This window comes from Mycobacterium sp. SMC-15 (genome assembly GCF_045310925.1).
Lineage (GTDB): Bacteria > Actinomycetota > Actinomycetes > Mycobacteriales > Mycobacteriaceae > Mycobacterium.
Genome location: NZ_JBJIAJ010000006.1, coordinates 243,181 through 260,559 on the forward strand (window position 1 = coordinate 243,181; position 17,379 = coordinate 260,559).

Below are 17,379 nucleotides of genomic sequence, written 5' to 3' on the forward strand. Positions count from 1 at the left end.
TTCACCTTGGGCCCTCGCCGTTCACCAGGTGAGGGCGGTCAATGGATGAGACCGAGCGACCGCCGACATCGGTCGGAGTCGGCCTGGCCGTCGTGCTCTAGTGGTCGCGAGTGTGAATCTCACGACGCAACTCACCGCTGAGGCGTCGTGAGATTCACACTCGGCGTTGGGGAGACGGGCGTCAGCCCTCGCGGAGCACCGTGAGCAGGCGGCGTGCGGCTTCGACACGGCGCTGCGCTGCGCCGGTCAGATTGTCCAGTGCGCATTCGGGATCGGCCGGCGGTCCCAGGTGGCCGCAGCCGCGTGGACACTCATCGATGGTTTCGGCGAGGTCGGAGAATGCCAGCAGCACGTCGTCGGGTGCGATGTGGGCCAGGCCGAACGAGCGGATTCCCGGGGTGTCGATCACCCAGCCCGATCCCGCCAGGCGCAGTGCCACCGACTGAGTGGACGTGTGACGCCCCCGGCCGATGTCGGTGACCCGTCCGACGGCCCGATCAGCCTCCGGGACAAGGCGATTCACCAGAGTGGATTTGCCGACGCCGGAGTGCCCCAATAGCACCGTCACCTGGGATTCCAGCAGGGGAGCGACGGCGTCGAGCGGGTCGTCGCGGCCCGCGGTGACCACCGTGAGGTCCAGGTCGGCGAACTGGTCGGCGAAGGGCGCCGGATCCGCCAGGTCAGTTTTGGTCAGGCACAGAATCGGCGCCAGCCCTCCGGCGTAGGCGGCGATCAGCGTGCGATCGACCAGACCGGTGCGCGGCGGGGGATCGGCCAGCGCGACCACGATCAGCAGTTGGTCGGCGTTGGCGACCACCACCCGCTCGGTGGGGTCGGTGTCATCGGCGGTGCGCCGCAACACCGTTCGTCGCGGTCTGCGCCGCACGATGCGGGCCAGCGTGTCGGGCCGGCCGGACAGGTCGCCGACCACGTCGACGCGGTCGCCGACCACGATCGGGGTGCGCCCCAGCTCGCGGGCGCGCATCGCGGTGACCTGAATGTCGGCCGGCCCGTCTGGGCCGTCGAGGACACAGCCCCAGCGGCCGCGGTCGACGCTGACCACCATGGCGGATTGGGCGTCGGCGTGCCCGGGGCGGATCTTGGTACGCGGCCGCGAGCCGCGGCCGGAGCGGACTTTGACGTCGGATTCGTCGTAGTCCTCCGGTTTCAAGCGCCGGCCCCCGCGTCGGCCAGCATGTCGGCCCACATCCGGGGGAATGCCGGCAGGGTCTTGGCGGTGGTCTCGATGTCCTCGACCTCGACGCCGGGGACCCGCAGGCCGATGATCGCACCGGCGGTAGCCATTCGATGGTCGGCGTAGGAGTGCCAGATTCCGCCGTGCAGCGGGGTCGCGGTGATCAGCAGGCCGTCGGCGGTCTCGACGCTGTCGCCGCCCAGCCGGTTGATCTCGGTCGTCAGCGCCGCCAGCCGGTCGGTCTCATGCCCGCGCAGATGCGCAATGCCGCTCAGCCGCGATACCGAACCCGGGGCCGCCAGGGCAGCCAGTGCCGCCACCGTCGGGGTGAGCTCGCCGACGGCGCGCAGATCCACGTCGAAGCCGCCGTAGCTGCCCGGGCCCTGAATCTCCAGGTGCGCATCGGCGTGGCGCAGCCTGGCGCCGGTTGCACCGAAGACCTCGATGATGGCGTCGCTGGGCTGTACCCCCACAGCCGGCCAGCCGGCGATCCGCACGCGGCCTCCGGTGACCACGGCGGCCGCCAGAAACGGGGTGGCATTGGACAGGTCCGGTTCGATCTCCCAGTTGCGGGCAGCCGGCGTCGCCGGTGTGACCCGCCACCGGTTCGGGGTGGCGTCCTCGACGTGTATCCCGGCTTGGCGCAGCATCGCCACCGTCATCGCGATGTGCGGGGCGGACGGCAGGGTCGCCCCGGTGTGCACCACGGTCAGTCCGTCGTCGAACGCCGCGGCAGCCAGCAGCAGGCCGGAGACGAACTGCGACGACGCGGAGGCGTCGATCGCCACGGTGCCGCCGGCGACGGATCCGGTGCCGTGGATCCCGAACGGCAGCCCGTCGCCGTCGACCGTGATGCCCAGGCTGCGCATCGCATCCAGCAGTGGCGCGATCGGCCGCGTTCGGGCCTGCTCGTCCCCGTCGAATGTGACGGTGACGGTGCCCAGTGCGGCCAGTGGCGGCACGAACCGCAGTACGGTGCCGGCGAGCCCACAGTTCAGTCGGATGTTCGGCTCGGGGTCGATCTTGCCGCTGATCGTCACGTGGTGGGCTACGGCCTCGACCCGCAGGCCCAGGGCCCGCAGTGCGTCGAGCATCAGGTCGGTGTCGCGACTGCGCAGGGCGCCGGAGAGGGTGGAGACGCCACCACCTCGTCCGGCGGCCAGCGCGGCCAGTACCAGCGCCCGATTGGTCTGCGACTTCGAGCCGGGCACGGTCACCGTCGCGTCGATGGGAGCGGTGGGCATCGGTGCCGGCCAAGTCGTCACGGTTTCATCCTGCCAGCGCGTGGCTCCAACGCTGGTATCGGCGGTTCGTAAGGTTTTTTGCCGGCTGGCTTCCTGGTATCACCCAACTGTTTACCCACCATCATTAGTGTCGGCGGCATGGCTCTGGCGTCGGGCTCGATTTTTGCTGAGTACACCATCTTGAAACTGTTGGGTGCTGGCGGGATGGGCAAGGTTTACCTTGCCCAGCACCCCCGGCTGCCCCGACGCGAAGCACTGAAGATTCTGCGCCGGTCGCTGAGCGCCGACGACGACTACGAGGAGCGGTTTCGGCGGGAAGCTGAAGCCGCCGCCGTGCTGGTGCACCCGAACATCGTGCGTGTGCACGACCGCGGCGAATACCGCGGTCGGCTGTGGCTGTCGATGGACTACATCGAGGGCGAGACGCTCGGCGAGCTCATCACCCGCAAGTTCCCGGCCGGGATGCCGGCTCAGATCGCCATTCCGATCGTTGCGAGCATCGCCGATGCGCTGGATTACGCCCACGGGCAAGGTGTGGTGCACCGCGACGTCAAACCGAGCAACATCTTGGTGACCGAGGACGGCGACGAGGTGCTGACCGCCGTGCTGGCCGACTTCGGCATCGCCCGGCAACTGAGCGGCCCCACCGGGCTGACCGCCAGCAATCTTGCCATCGGCACCATCGCCTACGCCGCACCCGAACAACTGATGGGTGCCGAAGGTCTGGAATGCGCTGACCAGTACGCCCTGGCCGCCACCACTTTCCAGATGTTGACCGGAGCACCGCCCTATCAGCACGAGAACCCCGTGACGGTGATCAGTCACCACCTGAACACACCGCCTCCGCTGCTCAGCGACCGTCGTCCCGAGCTGCAACAGTTCGACGACGTGCTGGCCGCGGCGCTGGCCAAAGACCCTGCCGAGCGATTCCGGGACTGCTCGGACTTCGTCGCAGCCCTGGCCGAGCAACTTGCCGACCCGGACGCCGATGGCGAGTCCGACTCCGCCAGGACAGTCGTGCGGGGCGTCGCGCGTGCGCTGCCGGCACCTCCGCCGAGCCGGCTATCGAAGCTGGCGCGGCCCGCGGTCCTGGTGCCCCTGGGCCTTGCGGTGGTGGGATCGGTGGCGGCCATCGTCCCGCGCCTGCTGGCCGAGGAGCCGGCCGACCCGGCGGCGATCGCCGCCGGTGGTGCACCTGCGGCGGCTGTGGCGCCGCCACCCAAGGCGCCGGCGTTCGAGGGCACCTACCGCGTCGATGCCAACCGGGCTGGGGAGAAGTACAACGGCGTCCCCAACCCCGAGCCGCCCAACGTGAGCACCTGGTGGGCCGTCAAATCGTCTTGTGACGATTCGGCGTGCACGGCGTCGGCGACGATGCTGGACGCCAAGGATCACCGGAAGACGGTGAAGACGCCGTCGGGCGGCAATGAATTGGCCCTTGAATTCACCGGCGATACCTGGCGGTCGCAGCCGCAGACCGTGCACACGCCGTGTATCGGTGTCGACGGGCGACAGGACAGTCAGACCACCACCCAGGTGCTCACGCTGGAGCCGACCATTCCGGGCGTCCTGCACGGCGCGATGGTCGCCACCGTGGAAAGCAACGAGTGCGGCCAGCGCGGAGCCCAGATCTGGGTTCCGGTGGTAGCCAGCCGATTCGGTGACGTTCCCGCGGGCATCAACCCGTCCGTCGAGATGGCCAAACCGGCCAAGCCGGCCTGATCATCGCCTGGGCTCCGCACATCGCATAGCGATCCCGGGCACGGATTGGACTTCGTGCGGGCCGGGGTGGACGCCTCCTTGGCGGCTCTGAATGGCTCGGCATTGCGTCACTGAAACATTAGAGTGCGCACGATTGCACGGCCTATTGCTATGTTGCTTTCGAGTAATTCAAGGTTGCTCGACAGCTTTCGCCTGGCCGAGCAGCGGTTGCCGAGTCCGCGTCGTCGGGCTGCCCGAAGGAGCATCAGTGAATCACGTACGCGGTCCGTTGGGCGCCGTTGCCATCGCAGTCGTGGGAGCGGGCTTGATCGCACCCACCGCTGCGGCTGCGCCGTCGACTGCCCTGCAGATTCCCGGGTTGCGCTTGGCCGCCAACGGCACTGCTCTGCCGCTCGGCGGCGGCACGGCGTTCATCATCGGGGGCAGTGGGCTGGCCACGCCCGGCCCGTCGTACGTGGACGCCGCCTTGTCGCTGTACCTGGAGCCGCTCGGATTCACCGGCACGACACAAGTCGTCACGACACCAGAGCAGCTCTACCCGTTCTTGGGTCCCTTCGGCGGCGCGCTGGATGAGTCGGTGGCGCAGGGGCAGCAGAACCTCTACGACGCGATCATGGCTCAGTACCAGAACGGAGACCTGAGCGCCGAGAATCCCGCGGTGGTGTTCGGCTGGTCGCAGGGCGCAGTCATCGAGTCGCAGCTGCAGTACCAGCTCGCCGGTGCGGGCGTGCCCAGTGACTACGTGCATTTCGTGATGATCGGCAATGTCAGTTCGCCGAACGGCGGCATGCTGGAGCGCTTCAATCTGCCGGACAATGCGCAGCCCACTCTTCCGAGCCTAGGTCTCACCTTCAGTGGAGCCGCACCCTCTGACCTGTACCCGGCAGAGGTCTACAACCGTGAATACGACGGCTTCGCCGACTTCCCTCAATACCCGATCAACTTCTTGTCGGTTCTCAACGCGATCTTCGGAATTGCCTTCCAGCACACCACTTATCTGGGGCTGACGCCCGATCAGATCAGTGATGCGATCCTGCTGCCGAATGCGTCGCCGGATTCGCTGACCAACTACTACATGATTCCGACCGAGGGACTGCCGCTGCTGTATCCGCTGCTGTTCTTCGGAAGCGGCGGTCAGGCGCTCTACGATCTGTTCGAGCCGGTCACGCGCATCCTGGTGAACCTGGGCTACGGCAACATCGAGCACGGCTGGAGTCAAGGCCCCGCCGATATGCCAACTCCGTTGGGATTCCTGCCGGATTCGGCGACGCTGTCGGCACTCATGCAGGAGTTGCCGCAGGCGCTGAGCAACGCCTGGCAGCAAGGCGTCGCCGACTTCTTCGACGAGATCTTCCACCCGACCAACACTCCGCCCGGCTTCATGGCCGAGATGGAAGGCTTCATCAACGCGATCTCCGACACTGGTATGGCGGACTTCGGGTCGACTTTCCCCACGCTGGATGACCTTTTCGGTACCTTCCCGCCGCACACCGGCATTCCATTCCTGGACGTGGGCACCGCACTGTTGTTCAACTTGCCCCAGATCAACTACGACATCTTCGCCTCGGAGTTGGCCGACGGCGACCTCCTCAACGCCATCGGCCTCCCGCTCGCCGTTGACCTGGGCATACTGCCGCTCGCCGTGCTGGGCGCGTTGATCTGACCCGCCCAGCGCCTATCCGGCGCTGGGCGGCCGGTTCATCACCCGGTGGCGGTAGCCGTATCGGGGAACGAACCGGAAGCCGGTGGGCCCGCCGTTGGCGGCGGCACTGGCCCCGGGCAGACCTGCCATGCCGGCCACCCCTGCCATTGCGCCGCGCGGCATCGCGCCGGACTCCGCAGCGGCGACCCGGCTGGAAACCAGTGTCGCGGCAGCCTGATTGGCCGACGTAGGAGCCATCGGCCAGCTCTGCGGCACCGACAACGCCCCGACCTGGATGCCCCGGCCCAGCGCGACCGACGGCGACGCGGAGCCGAACCCCGGCGTGTAGGAGGCTGCCGTGCCCGCTTTCGCGACGTCGGCCACCTTCGTCAGTTCGGTGAACAACGCCCTGACGTCGCCGACCGCCTGACCCGATACCTCGTGACCGTTGAGGCCCTGGCCGACCATGTCGATGAGCCGGAACGGTCCCATGGCCGAGTTGGAGTAGCGGGTGAGTGTCGTCAACGGAGTAACCAGCTGTTGCAGGAACGCGGTCCACGGCGACACGGCGGCGGGGGGTGTGGCGCCCGTGCCCGGGACCACGGGCGCCCCGGTGGCCGCGCCCGCCTGAGTGAGCGACTGCAAGGAGGTCAGCCCCTGCGACGTCGCCTGGGAGGTAGCCTGCGACACCGCGGAATTGCTGACGGCCTGGGTGGTCGCGGTGGCCTGCCCAGCCTGTGCGGCCGGATTGGTGGTCTGCGGCGGCGAGGTGAACTCCGACAGCTGCGAAGCCGCCAGGGAACCACCTGCGTAGGCATACATCGCGGCGGCGTCCTGGGCCCACATCGCCGCGTAGTGGGCCTCGGTTGCCGCGATGGCCGGGGTGTTCTGGCCGAAGAAGTTGGTGGCGACCAACATCATCAGCTGGGCCCGGTTGGCGAACACCATCTGCGGCGGCACGGTCATCGCGAACGCGGCTTCAAAGGCGGCCGCCGCGGCCTTCGCCTGGATGGCCGCCTGTTCGGCTTGCGCGGCCGTCGCCCTGAACCAGGTGGTGAAAGGCAGTGCCGCCGCGGCCATGGCGGTCGCCGACGGTCCCCGCCACGGACCGCTGGTCAGGTCCGCGATGGTCATGTCCACCGCGGCCGCGGTCACGCTCAATTCTTGGGCCAAGACATCCCAGGCCCCCGCTGCTGCCAACATCGGACCGGAGCCGACTCCCGCATACATCCGCGTGGAATTGACCTCCGGAGGCAGCGCCCCGTAGTCGATCACCAAGTCCCCTCGGGTGCTATCCGCCGAAGGGACGGCGTGGCATGACGGTCAATGCGGTGCCGTAGCGGGGACCGCCGAACCCGCGGAAGCCGGCGCCGGCCGCTCCCGCGGCCGGGATGCCGGGCATGCCAGGCATCCCCGTCGGCGGCGCGATCGGGGCGCCGCCGAGAATGCCACCCGCGGACGGCAGTGCCGCCGCGGCAGCGGGACCCACCGGCACCCAGGAGCCGCCGGAAACCGGGCCCAATGTGGACGCCGCCGCGAGCGGCGGAGCCCAGGCCGCCGGGACCGAGAGGCCGCCGACCGCGCCTGCGGCACCGGAGGCCGCGCTCGCCGCACCGGAGGCCGCGCTGGCGGCACCGGAGGCCGCGCCGGCGGCTCCCGACGATGCTGCCTTCGCGCCGTCGGCGAACAGCTTCTGCAGGCCGAGCACACCGCTGACACCACGCCACACCGCACAGACGTTGTTCGACTGCAGGTTCGAGCTGGTCACCAGTTGGGTCATCAGCTGGTTGCTCAGGTTGTAGTTCGGGTCGTTGAGGATGTCGTCGGCGCCATAAGTGGTGCTTTCAGCCGATTTCGCCAGGCTCTGCAGGGTGCCCGAAGCCTGGGTGGCCGTGGCGTTGCCAGCCGCCGAGGCGACCGCATTGGCATTCGCGGCGTCACCGCTCGGATTGGTCGGGTTGGGCGGCGCGGTGAACTCGTTGAGCTGGGTCGCGGCGCTGGACTGGGTGTGATAGCCGACCATCGCCATCGTGTCCTGGGCCCACATCTCATTGTGCTCGGTCTCGGTGGCCGCGATCGACGGGGTGTTCTGCCCGAGGATGTTGGTGGCCACCAACTGCTGCAAGAGCTCGCGATTCGCGGTGACCGCAACCGGCGGCACCGTCTGAGCGTGTGCCGCCTCGTAAGCGGCTGCGGCGGAACGCCCCTGAGCGGCGGCCTGCTCGGCCTGCGCTGCGGTGAGCTCCATCCAGTTGATGTAGGGCGCCGCGGCGGTCGCCATCGATGCCGATGCTGTGCCGAGCCATTCCTCGGAGGTCAGCTGGCTGATGACCGCCCGGTACTCGGCCGCAGCAGATTTCAGTTCAGCGGCCAGCGCGCTCCACGCCGACGCTGCCACGACCATGGGCTCCGAGCCGGGCCCGGAGTAGATCATGGTGGAGGTCACCTCAGGCGGCAACGACAAGTAGTTCATCGCGGTGACCTAACCGGCCGCTGCTGCGTTGGCAGCCTCGGTGGCGGCGTATGCGTTGGCTCCGCTGCTCAGGGCGTTCACGAACATCTCGTGGACGGCCACGGCCTGCGCGCTCACGGTTTGGTAGGCCTGGGCGTGGGCGGCGAACTGGGCGGCGGTCAGCGCGGATACCTCGTCGGCGGCGGCCGGCACCACGCTGGTGGTGGGTGCCGCGGCCGCGGCACTGTGCGCGGCCATCGACGAACCGATGGTTCGCAGATTGGCGACGGCGGCCAGCAACGCTTCGGGCTGCGTTGTGACGAACGACATGAAGGCTCCTCGTCGAAAGTCTTTTCAGGTTCCGCGATCGCTCCATTGCGGATCGCGTACGCCCTTGAGCGCAGACCCGACGCTATGCGATCCGACGCCCGACACACAGCCACGAAGGGGACTTTTCGGAGACTGTCAGCAGTTGTTCATTGACAGTTGGAAAAGGCACCCGAAACATTCACCGAGCAGCCCTCTGGCGTTGGTTTGCCTTCACCCATTGTTCACTTTGTCGACGCGGCGTCAGCTAACAGACGGAGCGTGGATTCACGCCCCGGCGCGCTGGCGGCAATGGTGCCTCGACGGGCGGAGGCGACCGGATTGAGCATCAACTCGTCCACCCCGAAGCGGTCGGCCAGTTCCTTCAGTTGGGTGAGCGCTTCGGATGCCGTACCGACCACGGCGCGCTCGAGTTCGCCCTGCGCGAGGAGGTGCTGTTGCGGCGTGAGCGCCGACTGCTTGGCGTCTTCGACCAGTTCTAGGCGTCCCGGTGGTTGCCCGGTAGCGGTCCGGGCCTGTAGCAGCAGATACGGAAGAATCAAAGCCGTTGCCTCGTCGTGTGTTTCGGCAACCACAGTGTTGACGGTCAGGAACGCGGTCGGCTCGGCGGCAAGCTCGCTCGGGACGAATTGTGACCGGTAGCACGCCAGTGCCTCATCGGTGTGCTCGCCGAACAGGTGATGGCCGAATACGTAGGGGAGTCCCTTGGCTGCGGCGATTTGGGCGGACTGCATCGAGGAGCCCAGCACGAACACCCGTGGCCTCGTAAGCGCGTGGGGTGTCGACCGCAGGACATAGGTCTGTTCTGCCAGTTGCACCGACACGCCCGCGGTGCCCAGCAGGGCGATCACGTCGGCGAGATTGTCGGGGAATTCGTCGATGTCGCGATCACCGCGGCCGGTCGCCCCGCGCAGCACCGCTGATGCCACCGGATCGGCGCCTGCGGCGCGTCCGATGCCCAGGTCGATGCGGCCAGGATGGGCGGCCTCCAGCAGGGCGAACTGCTCGGCCACTGCCAGCGGCGCGTGATTGGGCAGCATGACCCCACCCGAGCCCACGCGGATGCGCGAGGTCGCGGCGGCGATCATCGCGGTCAGCACCGCCGGGCTGGTCGCCGCTACCGAGGGAATGTTGTGGTGCTCGGCGACCCAATAGCGGGCGTAATCGAGGCTCTCGGCGAGCTGCGCGAGTCGCATCGTTGCCGCCAGCGCGTCTGAGGTGGACTGGTCGGTGCGGACCGGCGTGAGATCGAGGACGGAGAGGCGCACAGCGGCGATCTTGCCATCACTAGGACGTCTGTCGCCGTTCGTACACCGCGCGTTCTGATTTCGTTAACCCGGCTCACGCACAGTTGTGGGCGATGAACAGCGATACTGGGCCCCCGGAGCCGTGGGAGATCGGCCGTCCGCAGCCGGTAGTGCAGCAACTGGTGGCTTGCGGAGCGCTGCGCGGAGAAGTCCTCGACCCCGGAACCGGCTCGGGTCACCACGCGATTCATTATGCGGCCCATGGCTATTCGACGACCGGTCTCGATCATTCCCCGGCCGCCGTCGCGGTTGCGCGACGCAACGCCGCTCAAGCCGGTGTGTCCGTGGACTTCCAAGTGGCCGACGCGGTCGAACTCGTCGGGTTCGACGGTCGGTTCGACACGGTGGTCGACAGCGCGTTCTACCACCTGTTTCAGGACGACGAAGAAACCCAATTGCGCTATGCGCGCAACCTGCATCGGGCGACCAAGCCGCAAGCCCGGCTGTTCATGTTCGAGGCCGGACGCCACAACGTCAACGGTTGGCAGTTGGACGGGTTGTCGCCCGAGCGCTTCGGTCCGCTGCTCGAATCCGCCGGGTGGCGTATCGACCACATCGGGACCACGACCTATCAGGGCACTTTCGCGCCGAACGCCTTCACCGACATGATCGCGGTGATGGAGACGATGGGCCGCGAGGACCTGCTGGCAGGAGTCCGCGCCCTGGCCGAGCGCTTCGCGTACCTGCAACCGCTGCTCGAAGACAACCTGGTGCACATGCCGTTCTGGGCGGTCACCGCCACCCGGATCGATTAGCTGTCACCATGAAGGTATGTGCGGGCGTTTCGCGGTAACCACCGATCCGGCGTTGCTGGCCACGCGCATCGACGCGATCAACGAGATTCCGGCCAGCGCTGACGTTGACCCGAACTACAACGTGGCGCCTACCGACCCGATCGTGACTCTGGTCAGCCGGCACAGCGAGCCACATGCACCCCGCGACCAGCCGTCGCGGCGGTTACGGCTGATGCGCTGGGGACTGGTGCCGCCGTGGACGAAGGCCGGTCCCGACGGTGCGCCGGCGCCCGGCGGCCCCGTGATGATCAACGCTCGTGCCGACAAGGTCACTACCTCACCGGCGTACTCCGCGGCCGCGGAACGGCGGCGCTGCCTGGTGCCGATGGACGGCTACTACGAATGGCGCGCGGCGGGGGTTCAGAGCACCGGCAAGACGCCGTTCTACATCCATGGCGACGGCGAGATGCTGTTTGCGGCCGGCTTGTGGTCGGTCTGGCGACCCAACCGGCTCTCCGATGCGGTACTCAGCGTCGCGATCATCACCACCGCGGCCGTCGGTGAACTCGCCGACATTCATGACCGGATGCCTTTGCTGTTGCCCGAGATTCATTGGGACTCCTGGCTGGATCCGGACGCTGCGATCGACACCACGCTGCTGTCGCGCCCCCCGGACCTGGCCGGGATTGCGGTGCGTGAGGTCTCGACGCTGGTCAACAGCGTGCGGAACAACTCACCCGAGCTGATCGCGCCGGTCGAGCCGCAACCCGAGCAGGGCTACCTGCTCTAGCCTCCGACCAGACTGCGCTTCTGGGTCGCGTACTCCTCGTCGGTGAGTATCCCCGCATTGCGCAGCTCGGCCAGCTCCCGCAGTTCGATGTCGGCGCCCATCAACAGCCCGAACGCTGAGGGCGTGGGCAACTCCGGCAGGTCGTTGGGCGGCGGCACCGGCGGCGGGGCGACGGTAGCGGCCGTGGGGATGCGCAGGCCCCGGGTGGCTCCCGCCCCGGCCCTTCCGGCCACGCCGGCTGCGGCCATCCCCACCGCGGGGATCACCGTCTCGCCGGCGGCCACGGCCGGGACGGCGGACGTCGCGGCGACCGTACCGACGGATGCCAGCGACATGCCGATCTGCGGAGCCGCCACCGCCGGTGCGGCCGACGCCCAGGCCAGCGGAACCGACAGGCCGCTGATCGACGTCGCCGAGGCAAGGTTGGCCGAGATCGGCAGCGCGCCGGCCATCGCAGCCCGCAGCAACTCCTGGCCCACCTCGGCGGCGCCCATCGCGTCGAACAGGAACGTGCCGAGCGCGTCGACACCGAACGTGCCCATCGAGTCCACAACCAGCTCGACGCCGGCGATGCCGACCTCCATGGCGGGCTCGCTGATCAAGATCGCGTCGGCGCCGATGGCCTCGGCCAGGGCAGACGAGGACTCCAGCGCATGGGTGAGTCCGGTGACGACGCCCTCGCCGTGGCCCTCCGAGGTGGTGGCGGCCGCATGCATGACGGCCGCTGACTGCGCGGACGCGGCGGCGGAGTTGGTGGTGCGCGGTGGTTGCCGGAACGGGGCCAGCCTGCTGGCGGCGGCGGCACCGGCGGCGTAGCCGTACATAGCGGTGGCGTCCTGGGCCCACATCTCGTAGTAGTGGGCCTCGGTGGCCGCGATCGCGGGAGTGTTCTGGCCGAGAAAGTTGGTCGCGACCAAGGTCATCAGCAGGCTGCGGTTGGCGGCGATGACCGGCGGCGGCACGGTCATGGCGAAAGCGGACTCGTAGGCGGCGGTGGCGGAGCGGGCCGCTATGGCGGTCTCCTCGGCCTGGATCGCGGCGGTGTGCAGCCACTGGGCGTACGGTGCTGCCGCGGCGGTCATCGCCCGCGCGCTCGGGCCTGCCCAGCCGGCGCCCAGTTCGGTGAGCACCGACGTGTAGGCCAGGCCCGCGCTGTGCAGCTCTGCCCCCAGGGCGTCCCAGGACGACGCCGCGGCCAGCAAGGGGCCGGCGCCCGCGCCGGAGTACATCCGGGCGGAGTTGACTTCCGGTGGCAACAGTGCGAAATCCATGGTGCTACCGGCCGAGGAGGCGCCGCTTCTCCTGGGTGAACTCTTCGTCGGTGAGGATTCCCGCATCGCGCAGATCGGCCAGCTCGCGCAGCTCGCCGGAGATCCGCGTGATCGGTCCGCTCAACGGCCGTACCGGCGGCTTTTCCGGCTTCTCGGCTTGGTCGCGCAGCTTGACCATGGCGCGAGGCGCCCGTTTGGGGGTTGCCTTCGCCTTCGTGGTGGCCCCGCGACCCCGCCCGACGCCGGCGGTGGCCCGTCCGGCCAGTCCGGCGGCGCCGATGGCGGCCAGCGGTAGCGCGCTGGCCCCGGCCGCAGCGGTCGGGAGCGCGCCCTGCGCGGCGGTCGCCAACGCGCCACCAACCTGCTGGATCACCGTGGTCGTTGGCGCCGCGGTCGCCCAGGACTGCGGGACCGACAGGCCGCTGAGGGTGGCTGCCTCGCCCACCTCTGCGGTCACCGGCGTGACCGCACTGGCCAGGGCCATCTCCGGCAGAAGTTCGCTCTCGATCTCGCCGACCCCGATCAGGTCGATACCGAAGGTGCCGGCCGCGTCCACGCCGAAGGTGCCGGCCGAGTCGATGACAAACGTGCCGAACAGGCTGGAGGCCAGCGCCAGGTAGGACGCCGCCAACCCGGGTTCCATCGCCGCCGCCGAACCGATCGAGCTCGTCAGCGCCGCATTCGATCCCGCCGCCGCCGACCCCGGTGCGCCGAGGCCCTGCAGGGCTTGCGTGACCGCGGAGACCGCGGTATCAGCGTGGCTGCCTGCCGCGGTGGCGGTGGACTGGCCGACCGCGCCGGCCTGATTCGCCGCCCCGCCGGGGTTGGTGGTGCGCGGGGGCTGGGTGAACGGGACCAGCCTGGTGGCGGCGGCGGAGCTGGTGGCGTAGCCATACATGGCGGTGGCGTCCTGGGCCCACATTTCGTAGTACTGGGCGTCGGTGGCCGCGATGGCAGCAGTGTTCTGCCCCAGGTAGTTGGAGGCCAGCAGGGACGTCATCTGGGTCCGGTTGGTGGTGACTACCGGGGGAGGGACGGTCATGGCGAACGCCGCGTCGTAGGCGGCGGCGGCGGACCGGGCCGCCGCGGCGGTGTGTTCGGCCTGGGCGGCAGTGGCGTGCATCCACTGGGCGTACGGCGCCGCGGCGGCGGCCATCGCGGTGGCGCTGGGGCCGGCCCAGTCGGCGGTCAGCTCGTCGATCATCGAGTCGTAAGCCAGGCCCACGCTGTTCAGTTCGGCGGCCAGCGTGCTCCAGGCGGAGGCGGCGGCCAGCAACGGCTGTGCACCCGCCCCCGAATACATCCGCATCGAATTGACCTCTGGTGGCAGCATTGCGAAATCCATTGTCAGACAGTCCTGTTGGTAGTAGGCGTCATCATGCCTCCTGAATTTCCCCGGTTCGCGCCGGTGCGAAGGGCGCGGGGCGCACTCGGTCGCCGTGACCGTAGCGAGCCAACTTGAAGTGAACCTGAAGAACGCGATGGCGGGCGAAAGCCGCGCCGCCGGGATCTCCCCATCGCGGCGTGACGGTGTTATCAATGGACCATGGCCGATTCCCGGTCCGCCGACCGCCGCGGCGGCACCCCCTTCAGTGTGGGGACGCCGCGGGTGCTGGTTGTGGAGGACTCCGAGACCATTCGCGAGATGGTCAGTGAGGCGCTGGCCGATGCCGGCTACCTCACCGACACCCAGCGCGACGGGCACGGTCTGGAGGAGGTGCTCGACGGCTTCCGGCCGGATCTGGTGGTACTCGACGTCATGCTGCCGGGGCGCGACGGCTTCGCGCTGATGGACGTGATCTTGCGCTGGGGCGAGGTGGGGGTGGTGTTGCTCACCGCGCGCGACGGCTTGCCTGACCGGCTTCGCGGTCTTGACAGCGGCGCGGACGACTACGTGGTCAAGCCGTTCGAGCTGGCCGAGCTGGTGTCGCGCGTCGGTGCGGTGCTACGCCGACGGGGACGGCTGCCGGCGGCCGTGCAGTTCGGGGATCTGATGGTCGATGTCGACGCCGGAGTGGCCGCCCGTTCGGGCACCCCGCTGGGCTTGACCGCCACCGAGCTGCGGGTGCTGGTCTACCTCGTGGAACAACGCGGCCGCATCGTCAGCAGTGCACAGATCCTCAACGCGGTGTGGGGCTATGAGGCCTACGACCCCAACCTGGTGCAGGTCCACATCAGCGGGCTGAGGCAGAAGCTCGAGGTGCACGGACCGCGGATCCTGCATACGGTGCGCGGGATCGGATACCGGCTGGAACTTTCGGCTTCATGACCGCCACCCCCTCGCTGCGGCGCCGGCTGACGGTGATGGTGCTGGCGTTGCTGGTCATGCTGATGCTGGCGATGGGGTTGGTGATCAATGCCACGTTGACCGCGTTGGCAACACGCAGCGTGCACGAACGACTCGCGGCGGCTACCGCGCGGGCGGATTCCTTGGTGGCGCTGGGGATCTCGGCTGAGCAGATGTCGGAGCAACTCAACGGCGGCATCATCGCCGCGCTGGTCGTCACTGCCGACGGCACCAGCTACGGCGACCCGGCGATCGAGCCCGACGCGACCACCGGGTCCAAGATTCCGGCCCCGCCGCTGGAGCCCGATGACACCGCGACGGTCCTGGTGCATCCGTTGGCCAACGGCGACCGGGTGATCCTGGTCGCCGACACCACCGAGTCCGACGAGACGCTGCGCAGATTGCGGCGCTTGATGATCGAGGCCGGCGTGGGGACTCTGCTTCTCGCGTCGACTCTGCTGGCCGGTGCGAGTCGTGCCCTGCTCGCGCCGCTGGACCGTCTCACCGACCTCGCCCGCGACATCACCACCGGGGACCGGGGCCGGCGACTGCGCCCCGACCGCCCCAAGACCGAACTTGGCCGGGCGGCAGAAGCTTTCGATGACATGCTCGACGAGTTGGAGGACTCCGAGAAGCGAGCGCAGCGCGCCGCGCAAGGGGCACAGCGCGCCGAGGCCGCGGTCCGGCGTTTTCTCGCCGACGCCGCTCATGAACTGCGCACCCCGATAGCGGGAATGCAGGCCGCCGCCGAGCAGATTGCCGGAAACGTCAGCGCGCAGGTCGGCCCGTCGATCGGCGAAGAGGCGATCGAACCCGAAGTGCTGCGCCAGCATCGTCGCGCCAGCCTGTTGTTGACCGAAGCGCGGCGGGCCACCCGGCTGGTCACCGACATGCTGGATCTGAGCTATATCGATGCGGGATTGCCGTTGGAGCTCAAGGACGCCGACCTGGTCGGCATCGTCGACACCCAACTGGATCGGGCAGCGCTGCTTGCCCCGCAACTGCGGATCGGGCGCACGGGCCTGGACTCCGTAGCAGTCCGGGTCGACCCCACGCGGGTGGCGCAGATTCTGTCCAACCTGCTGGACAACGCGCGCCGCTACACCCCGCCGGGCGGGCAGATCAACATCGACGTCGCTCAACACGGCGGTGCTGTCGCGGTGGTCGTCACCGACACCGGCATCGGTGTTCGTAGCGAGGATGCCGAGCGGATCTTCGATCGGCTGGTGCGCCTGGACAGCGCCCGCGGCCGCGACCACGGTGGTGCTGGACTGGGGCTGCCGATCGCGCGGGCGCTGGCCCTCGCGCACGGCGGGACGCTGACCTGCGTTCCCCAGGACGGGGGCGCCTGCTTCAGGCTGGTCATCCCGGGGCGGCGCAGCGAGCCGCTGCCCCCCGACGTCCCGCCGGGGGTCGCGCCGCGGGGCGTGGGCTAGCGGCGTCGCAGCAATGGCTGGGTGCTGCATCGGAACGCGCCGCCCAGCGACCGGCTGATTCCGAACTCGACATACTCGACGGTGACGCCATGGTGTTCCAGTTGCTCACCGATCCAACCGAAGACCGGATCGGTGACATAGACGTCGGGGGAGATCGGCAAACCGTTGGTGGCCAGATCCTTGGTCTGCGAAGGCGAAACCGGAATCCGCTCCCAGGATTTCAGCGCGGCCGGGACCCCGTCGAGCAACGCCTCTTCGCAGACGACCAACAACCCGTCGCGGATCAAACCGAGCGCGCAATCCAAGTGCAAGATGTCGGGGGCCAAACGGACGACCTCAACGGTGTAGCCCCGCGGGGCGAGCAATTTGTCCAGCCAGCGCGCACCGAGCGCATTCGACGCCAGCCCCGATGTCCCCACAAAAACATGCTTGTCGAGCACCAGCACGTCGCCGCCCTCCAGGAACGGCCCGGGCCCCAGCGTCGCGTCGCCGTCGTCGGCGATCTCGGGAGCCGGAACGGCGACATAGTCACACGGCGCCGGATACACCCGCTCGAGTAGGACGTCGCGGACCGGCAAGACCTCCCGGCGGCGGTGCCGAAACCGAAGTGATCCCTCGATCACGACGTCTCCGATGGTGAAAAACGGGTCGCGCACAAAGAAATTGGCGTATCCGTCGGAGCCGGCTGCGGTCTTCTCGGCCGCGGTCAACATCCGCGGACGTAGCACTTCGACACCGTAGCGGTGCAATACCGCCTCGAAGTTGCGTCGTTCCTGCAGCCACAGTTGCTGCCGCTGCGGGCAAGCTGTACCGAAATCCTCTCCGGCGGAGATCGTTTCGTTCGATCCCGAGGGAAGAAATTCCAGTTCGGCGTCCGGGATGTCTTGCGGCAGTGCCAGTTCGGACTGGGCGAGCACCACGGTGTGCAGCGGCGCAAACTCGCTTTCGACGAAGACCTCGGTCACTGGCGCC

Annotated in this window: 15 protein-coding genes; 6 read left to right on the forward strand and 9 right to left on the reverse strand. The window is 68.6% G+C overall.

What is annotated here, in order from left to right:
- Window positions 1-181: 181 nt before the first annotated feature.
- Together rsgA and aroA are read right to left on the reverse strand one after the other, a co-directional pair.
- Window positions 182-1,171 (reverse strand): ribosome small subunit-dependent GTPase A, encoded by a 990-nt coding sequence (gene rsgA / locus ACJH71_RS11585; protein ID WP_406758152.1) that lies wholly within the window; start codon window positions 1,169-1,171, stop codon window positions 182-184.
- Window positions 1,168-2,460 carry a 3-phosphoshikimate 1-carboxyvinyltransferase gene (aroA, locus tag ACJH71_RS11590; RefSeq protein WP_406758153.1) on the reverse strand — a complete coding sequence of 431 codons (1,293 nt, stop codon included), beginning with the start codon at window positions 2,458-2,460 and terminating at the stop codon, window positions 1,168-1,170. Before aroA ends, rsgA begins: the two co-directional genes overlap by 4 nt.
- A gap of 117 nt (window positions 2,461-2,577) precedes the next feature.
- Here aroA and ACJH71_RS11595 point away from each other — a divergent pair, with 117 nt between their 5' ends.
- Window positions 2,578-4,161, forward strand: a complete 1,584-nt coding sequence (locus tag ACJH71_RS11595) for a serine/threonine-protein kinase (protein ID WP_406758154.1) — start codon at window positions 2,578-2,580, stop codon at window positions 4,159-4,161.
- Window positions 4,162-4,408: 247 nt separating this feature from the next.
- Window positions 4,409-5,824, forward strand: coding sequence for a PE-PPE domain-containing protein (locus ACJH71_RS11600; RefSeq protein ID WP_406758155.1), 1,416 nt, complete (start codon window positions 4,409-4,411; stop codon window positions 5,822-5,824).
- A 12-nt stretch (window positions 5,825-5,836) separates the two neighbouring features.
- On the opposite strand, the gene ACJH71_RS11605 is transcribed toward ACJH71_RS11600, so the two are convergent.
- The 4 genes from ACJH71_RS11605 to ACJH71_RS11620 form a co-directional block, all read right to left on the reverse strand.
- The gene (locus tag ACJH71_RS11605; protein WP_406758204.1) at window positions 5,837-7,075 is read right to left on the reverse strand and encodes a PPE family protein; all 1,239 of its coding nucleotides are present in this window, start codon (window positions 7,073-7,075) and stop codon (window positions 5,837-5,839) included.
- Between the two features lie 19 nt (window positions 7,076-7,094).
- Entirely contained in the window at window positions 7,095-8,276 is a 1,182-nt protein-coding gene (locus tag ACJH71_RS11610) for a PPE family protein (protein WP_406758156.1), read from the reverse strand.
- 9 nt (window positions 8,277-8,285) lie between these two features.
- On the reverse strand, window positions 8,286-8,585 hold the full coding sequence (locus tag ACJH71_RS11615) for a PE family protein (RefSeq protein ID WP_406758157.1): 300 nt from the start codon (window positions 8,583-8,585) through the stop codon (window positions 8,286-8,288).
- Window positions 8,586-8,806: 221 nt separating this feature from the next.
- Window positions 8,807-9,850 (reverse strand): LLM class flavin-dependent oxidoreductase, encoded by a 1,044-nt coding sequence (locus tag ACJH71_RS11620; protein WP_406758158.1) that lies wholly within the window; start codon window positions 9,848-9,850, stop codon window positions 8,807-8,809.
- Between the two features lie 92 nt (window positions 9,851-9,942).
- Between ACJH71_RS11620 and ACJH71_RS11625 the strand changes: the two genes are divergently transcribed.
- Both ACJH71_RS11625 and ACJH71_RS11630 read left to right on the forward strand, forming a co-directional pair.
- Window positions 9,943-10,644: a class I SAM-dependent methyltransferase gene (locus tag ACJH71_RS11625; RefSeq protein WP_406758159.1), complete on the forward strand. Its 702-nt coding sequence runs from the start codon at window positions 9,943-9,945 to the stop codon at window positions 10,642-10,644.
- Between the two features lie 16 nt (window positions 10,645-10,660).
- Window positions 10,661-11,413: an SOS response-associated peptidase gene (locus ACJH71_RS11630; RefSeq protein WP_406758160.1), complete on the forward strand. Its 753-nt coding sequence runs from the start codon at window positions 10,661-10,663 to the stop codon at window positions 11,411-11,413.
- On the opposite strand, the gene ACJH71_RS11635 is transcribed toward ACJH71_RS11630, so the two are convergent.
- Both ACJH71_RS11635 and ACJH71_RS11640 read right to left on the reverse strand, forming a co-directional pair.
- On the reverse strand, window positions 11,410-12,684 hold the full coding sequence (locus tag ACJH71_RS11635) for a PPE family protein, SVP subgroup (RefSeq protein WP_406758161.1): 1,275 nt from the start codon (window positions 12,682-12,684) through the stop codon (window positions 11,410-11,412). The two genes, ACJH71_RS11630 and ACJH71_RS11635, sit on opposite strands and share 4 nt — an antisense overlap.
- A gap of 4 nt (window positions 12,685-12,688) precedes the next feature.
- Complete coding sequence (locus ACJH71_RS11640) at window positions 12,689-14,029, reverse strand: PPE family protein, SVP subgroup (protein ID WP_406758162.1); 1,341 nt, start codon at window positions 14,027-14,029, stop codon at window positions 12,689-12,691.
- A 201-nt stretch (window positions 14,030-14,230) separates the two neighbouring features.
- On the opposite strand from ACJH71_RS11640, the gene ACJH71_RS11645 reads away from it, so the two are divergent.
- On the forward strand, window positions 14,231-14,953 hold the full coding sequence (locus ACJH71_RS11645; RefSeq protein WP_406758163.1) for a response regulator transcription factor: 723 nt from the start codon (window positions 14,231-14,233) through the stop codon (window positions 14,951-14,953).
- Window positions 14,950-16,407 carry a sensor histidine kinase gene (locus tag ACJH71_RS11650; protein WP_406758164.1) on the forward strand — a complete coding sequence of 486 codons (1,458 nt, stop codon included), beginning with the start codon at window positions 14,950-14,952 and terminating at the stop codon, window positions 16,405-16,407. Before ACJH71_RS11645 ends, ACJH71_RS11650 begins: the two co-directional genes overlap by 4 nt.
- Here ACJH71_RS11650 and ACJH71_RS11655 read toward each other — a convergent pair.
- Entirely contained in the window at window positions 16,404-17,372 is a 969-nt protein-coding gene (locus tag ACJH71_RS11655; protein ID WP_406758165.1) for a dimethylarginine dimethylaminohydrolase family protein, read from the reverse strand. The genes ACJH71_RS11650 and ACJH71_RS11655 overlap by 4 nt on opposite strands.
- Window positions 17,373-17,379 lie beyond the last annotated feature (7 nt).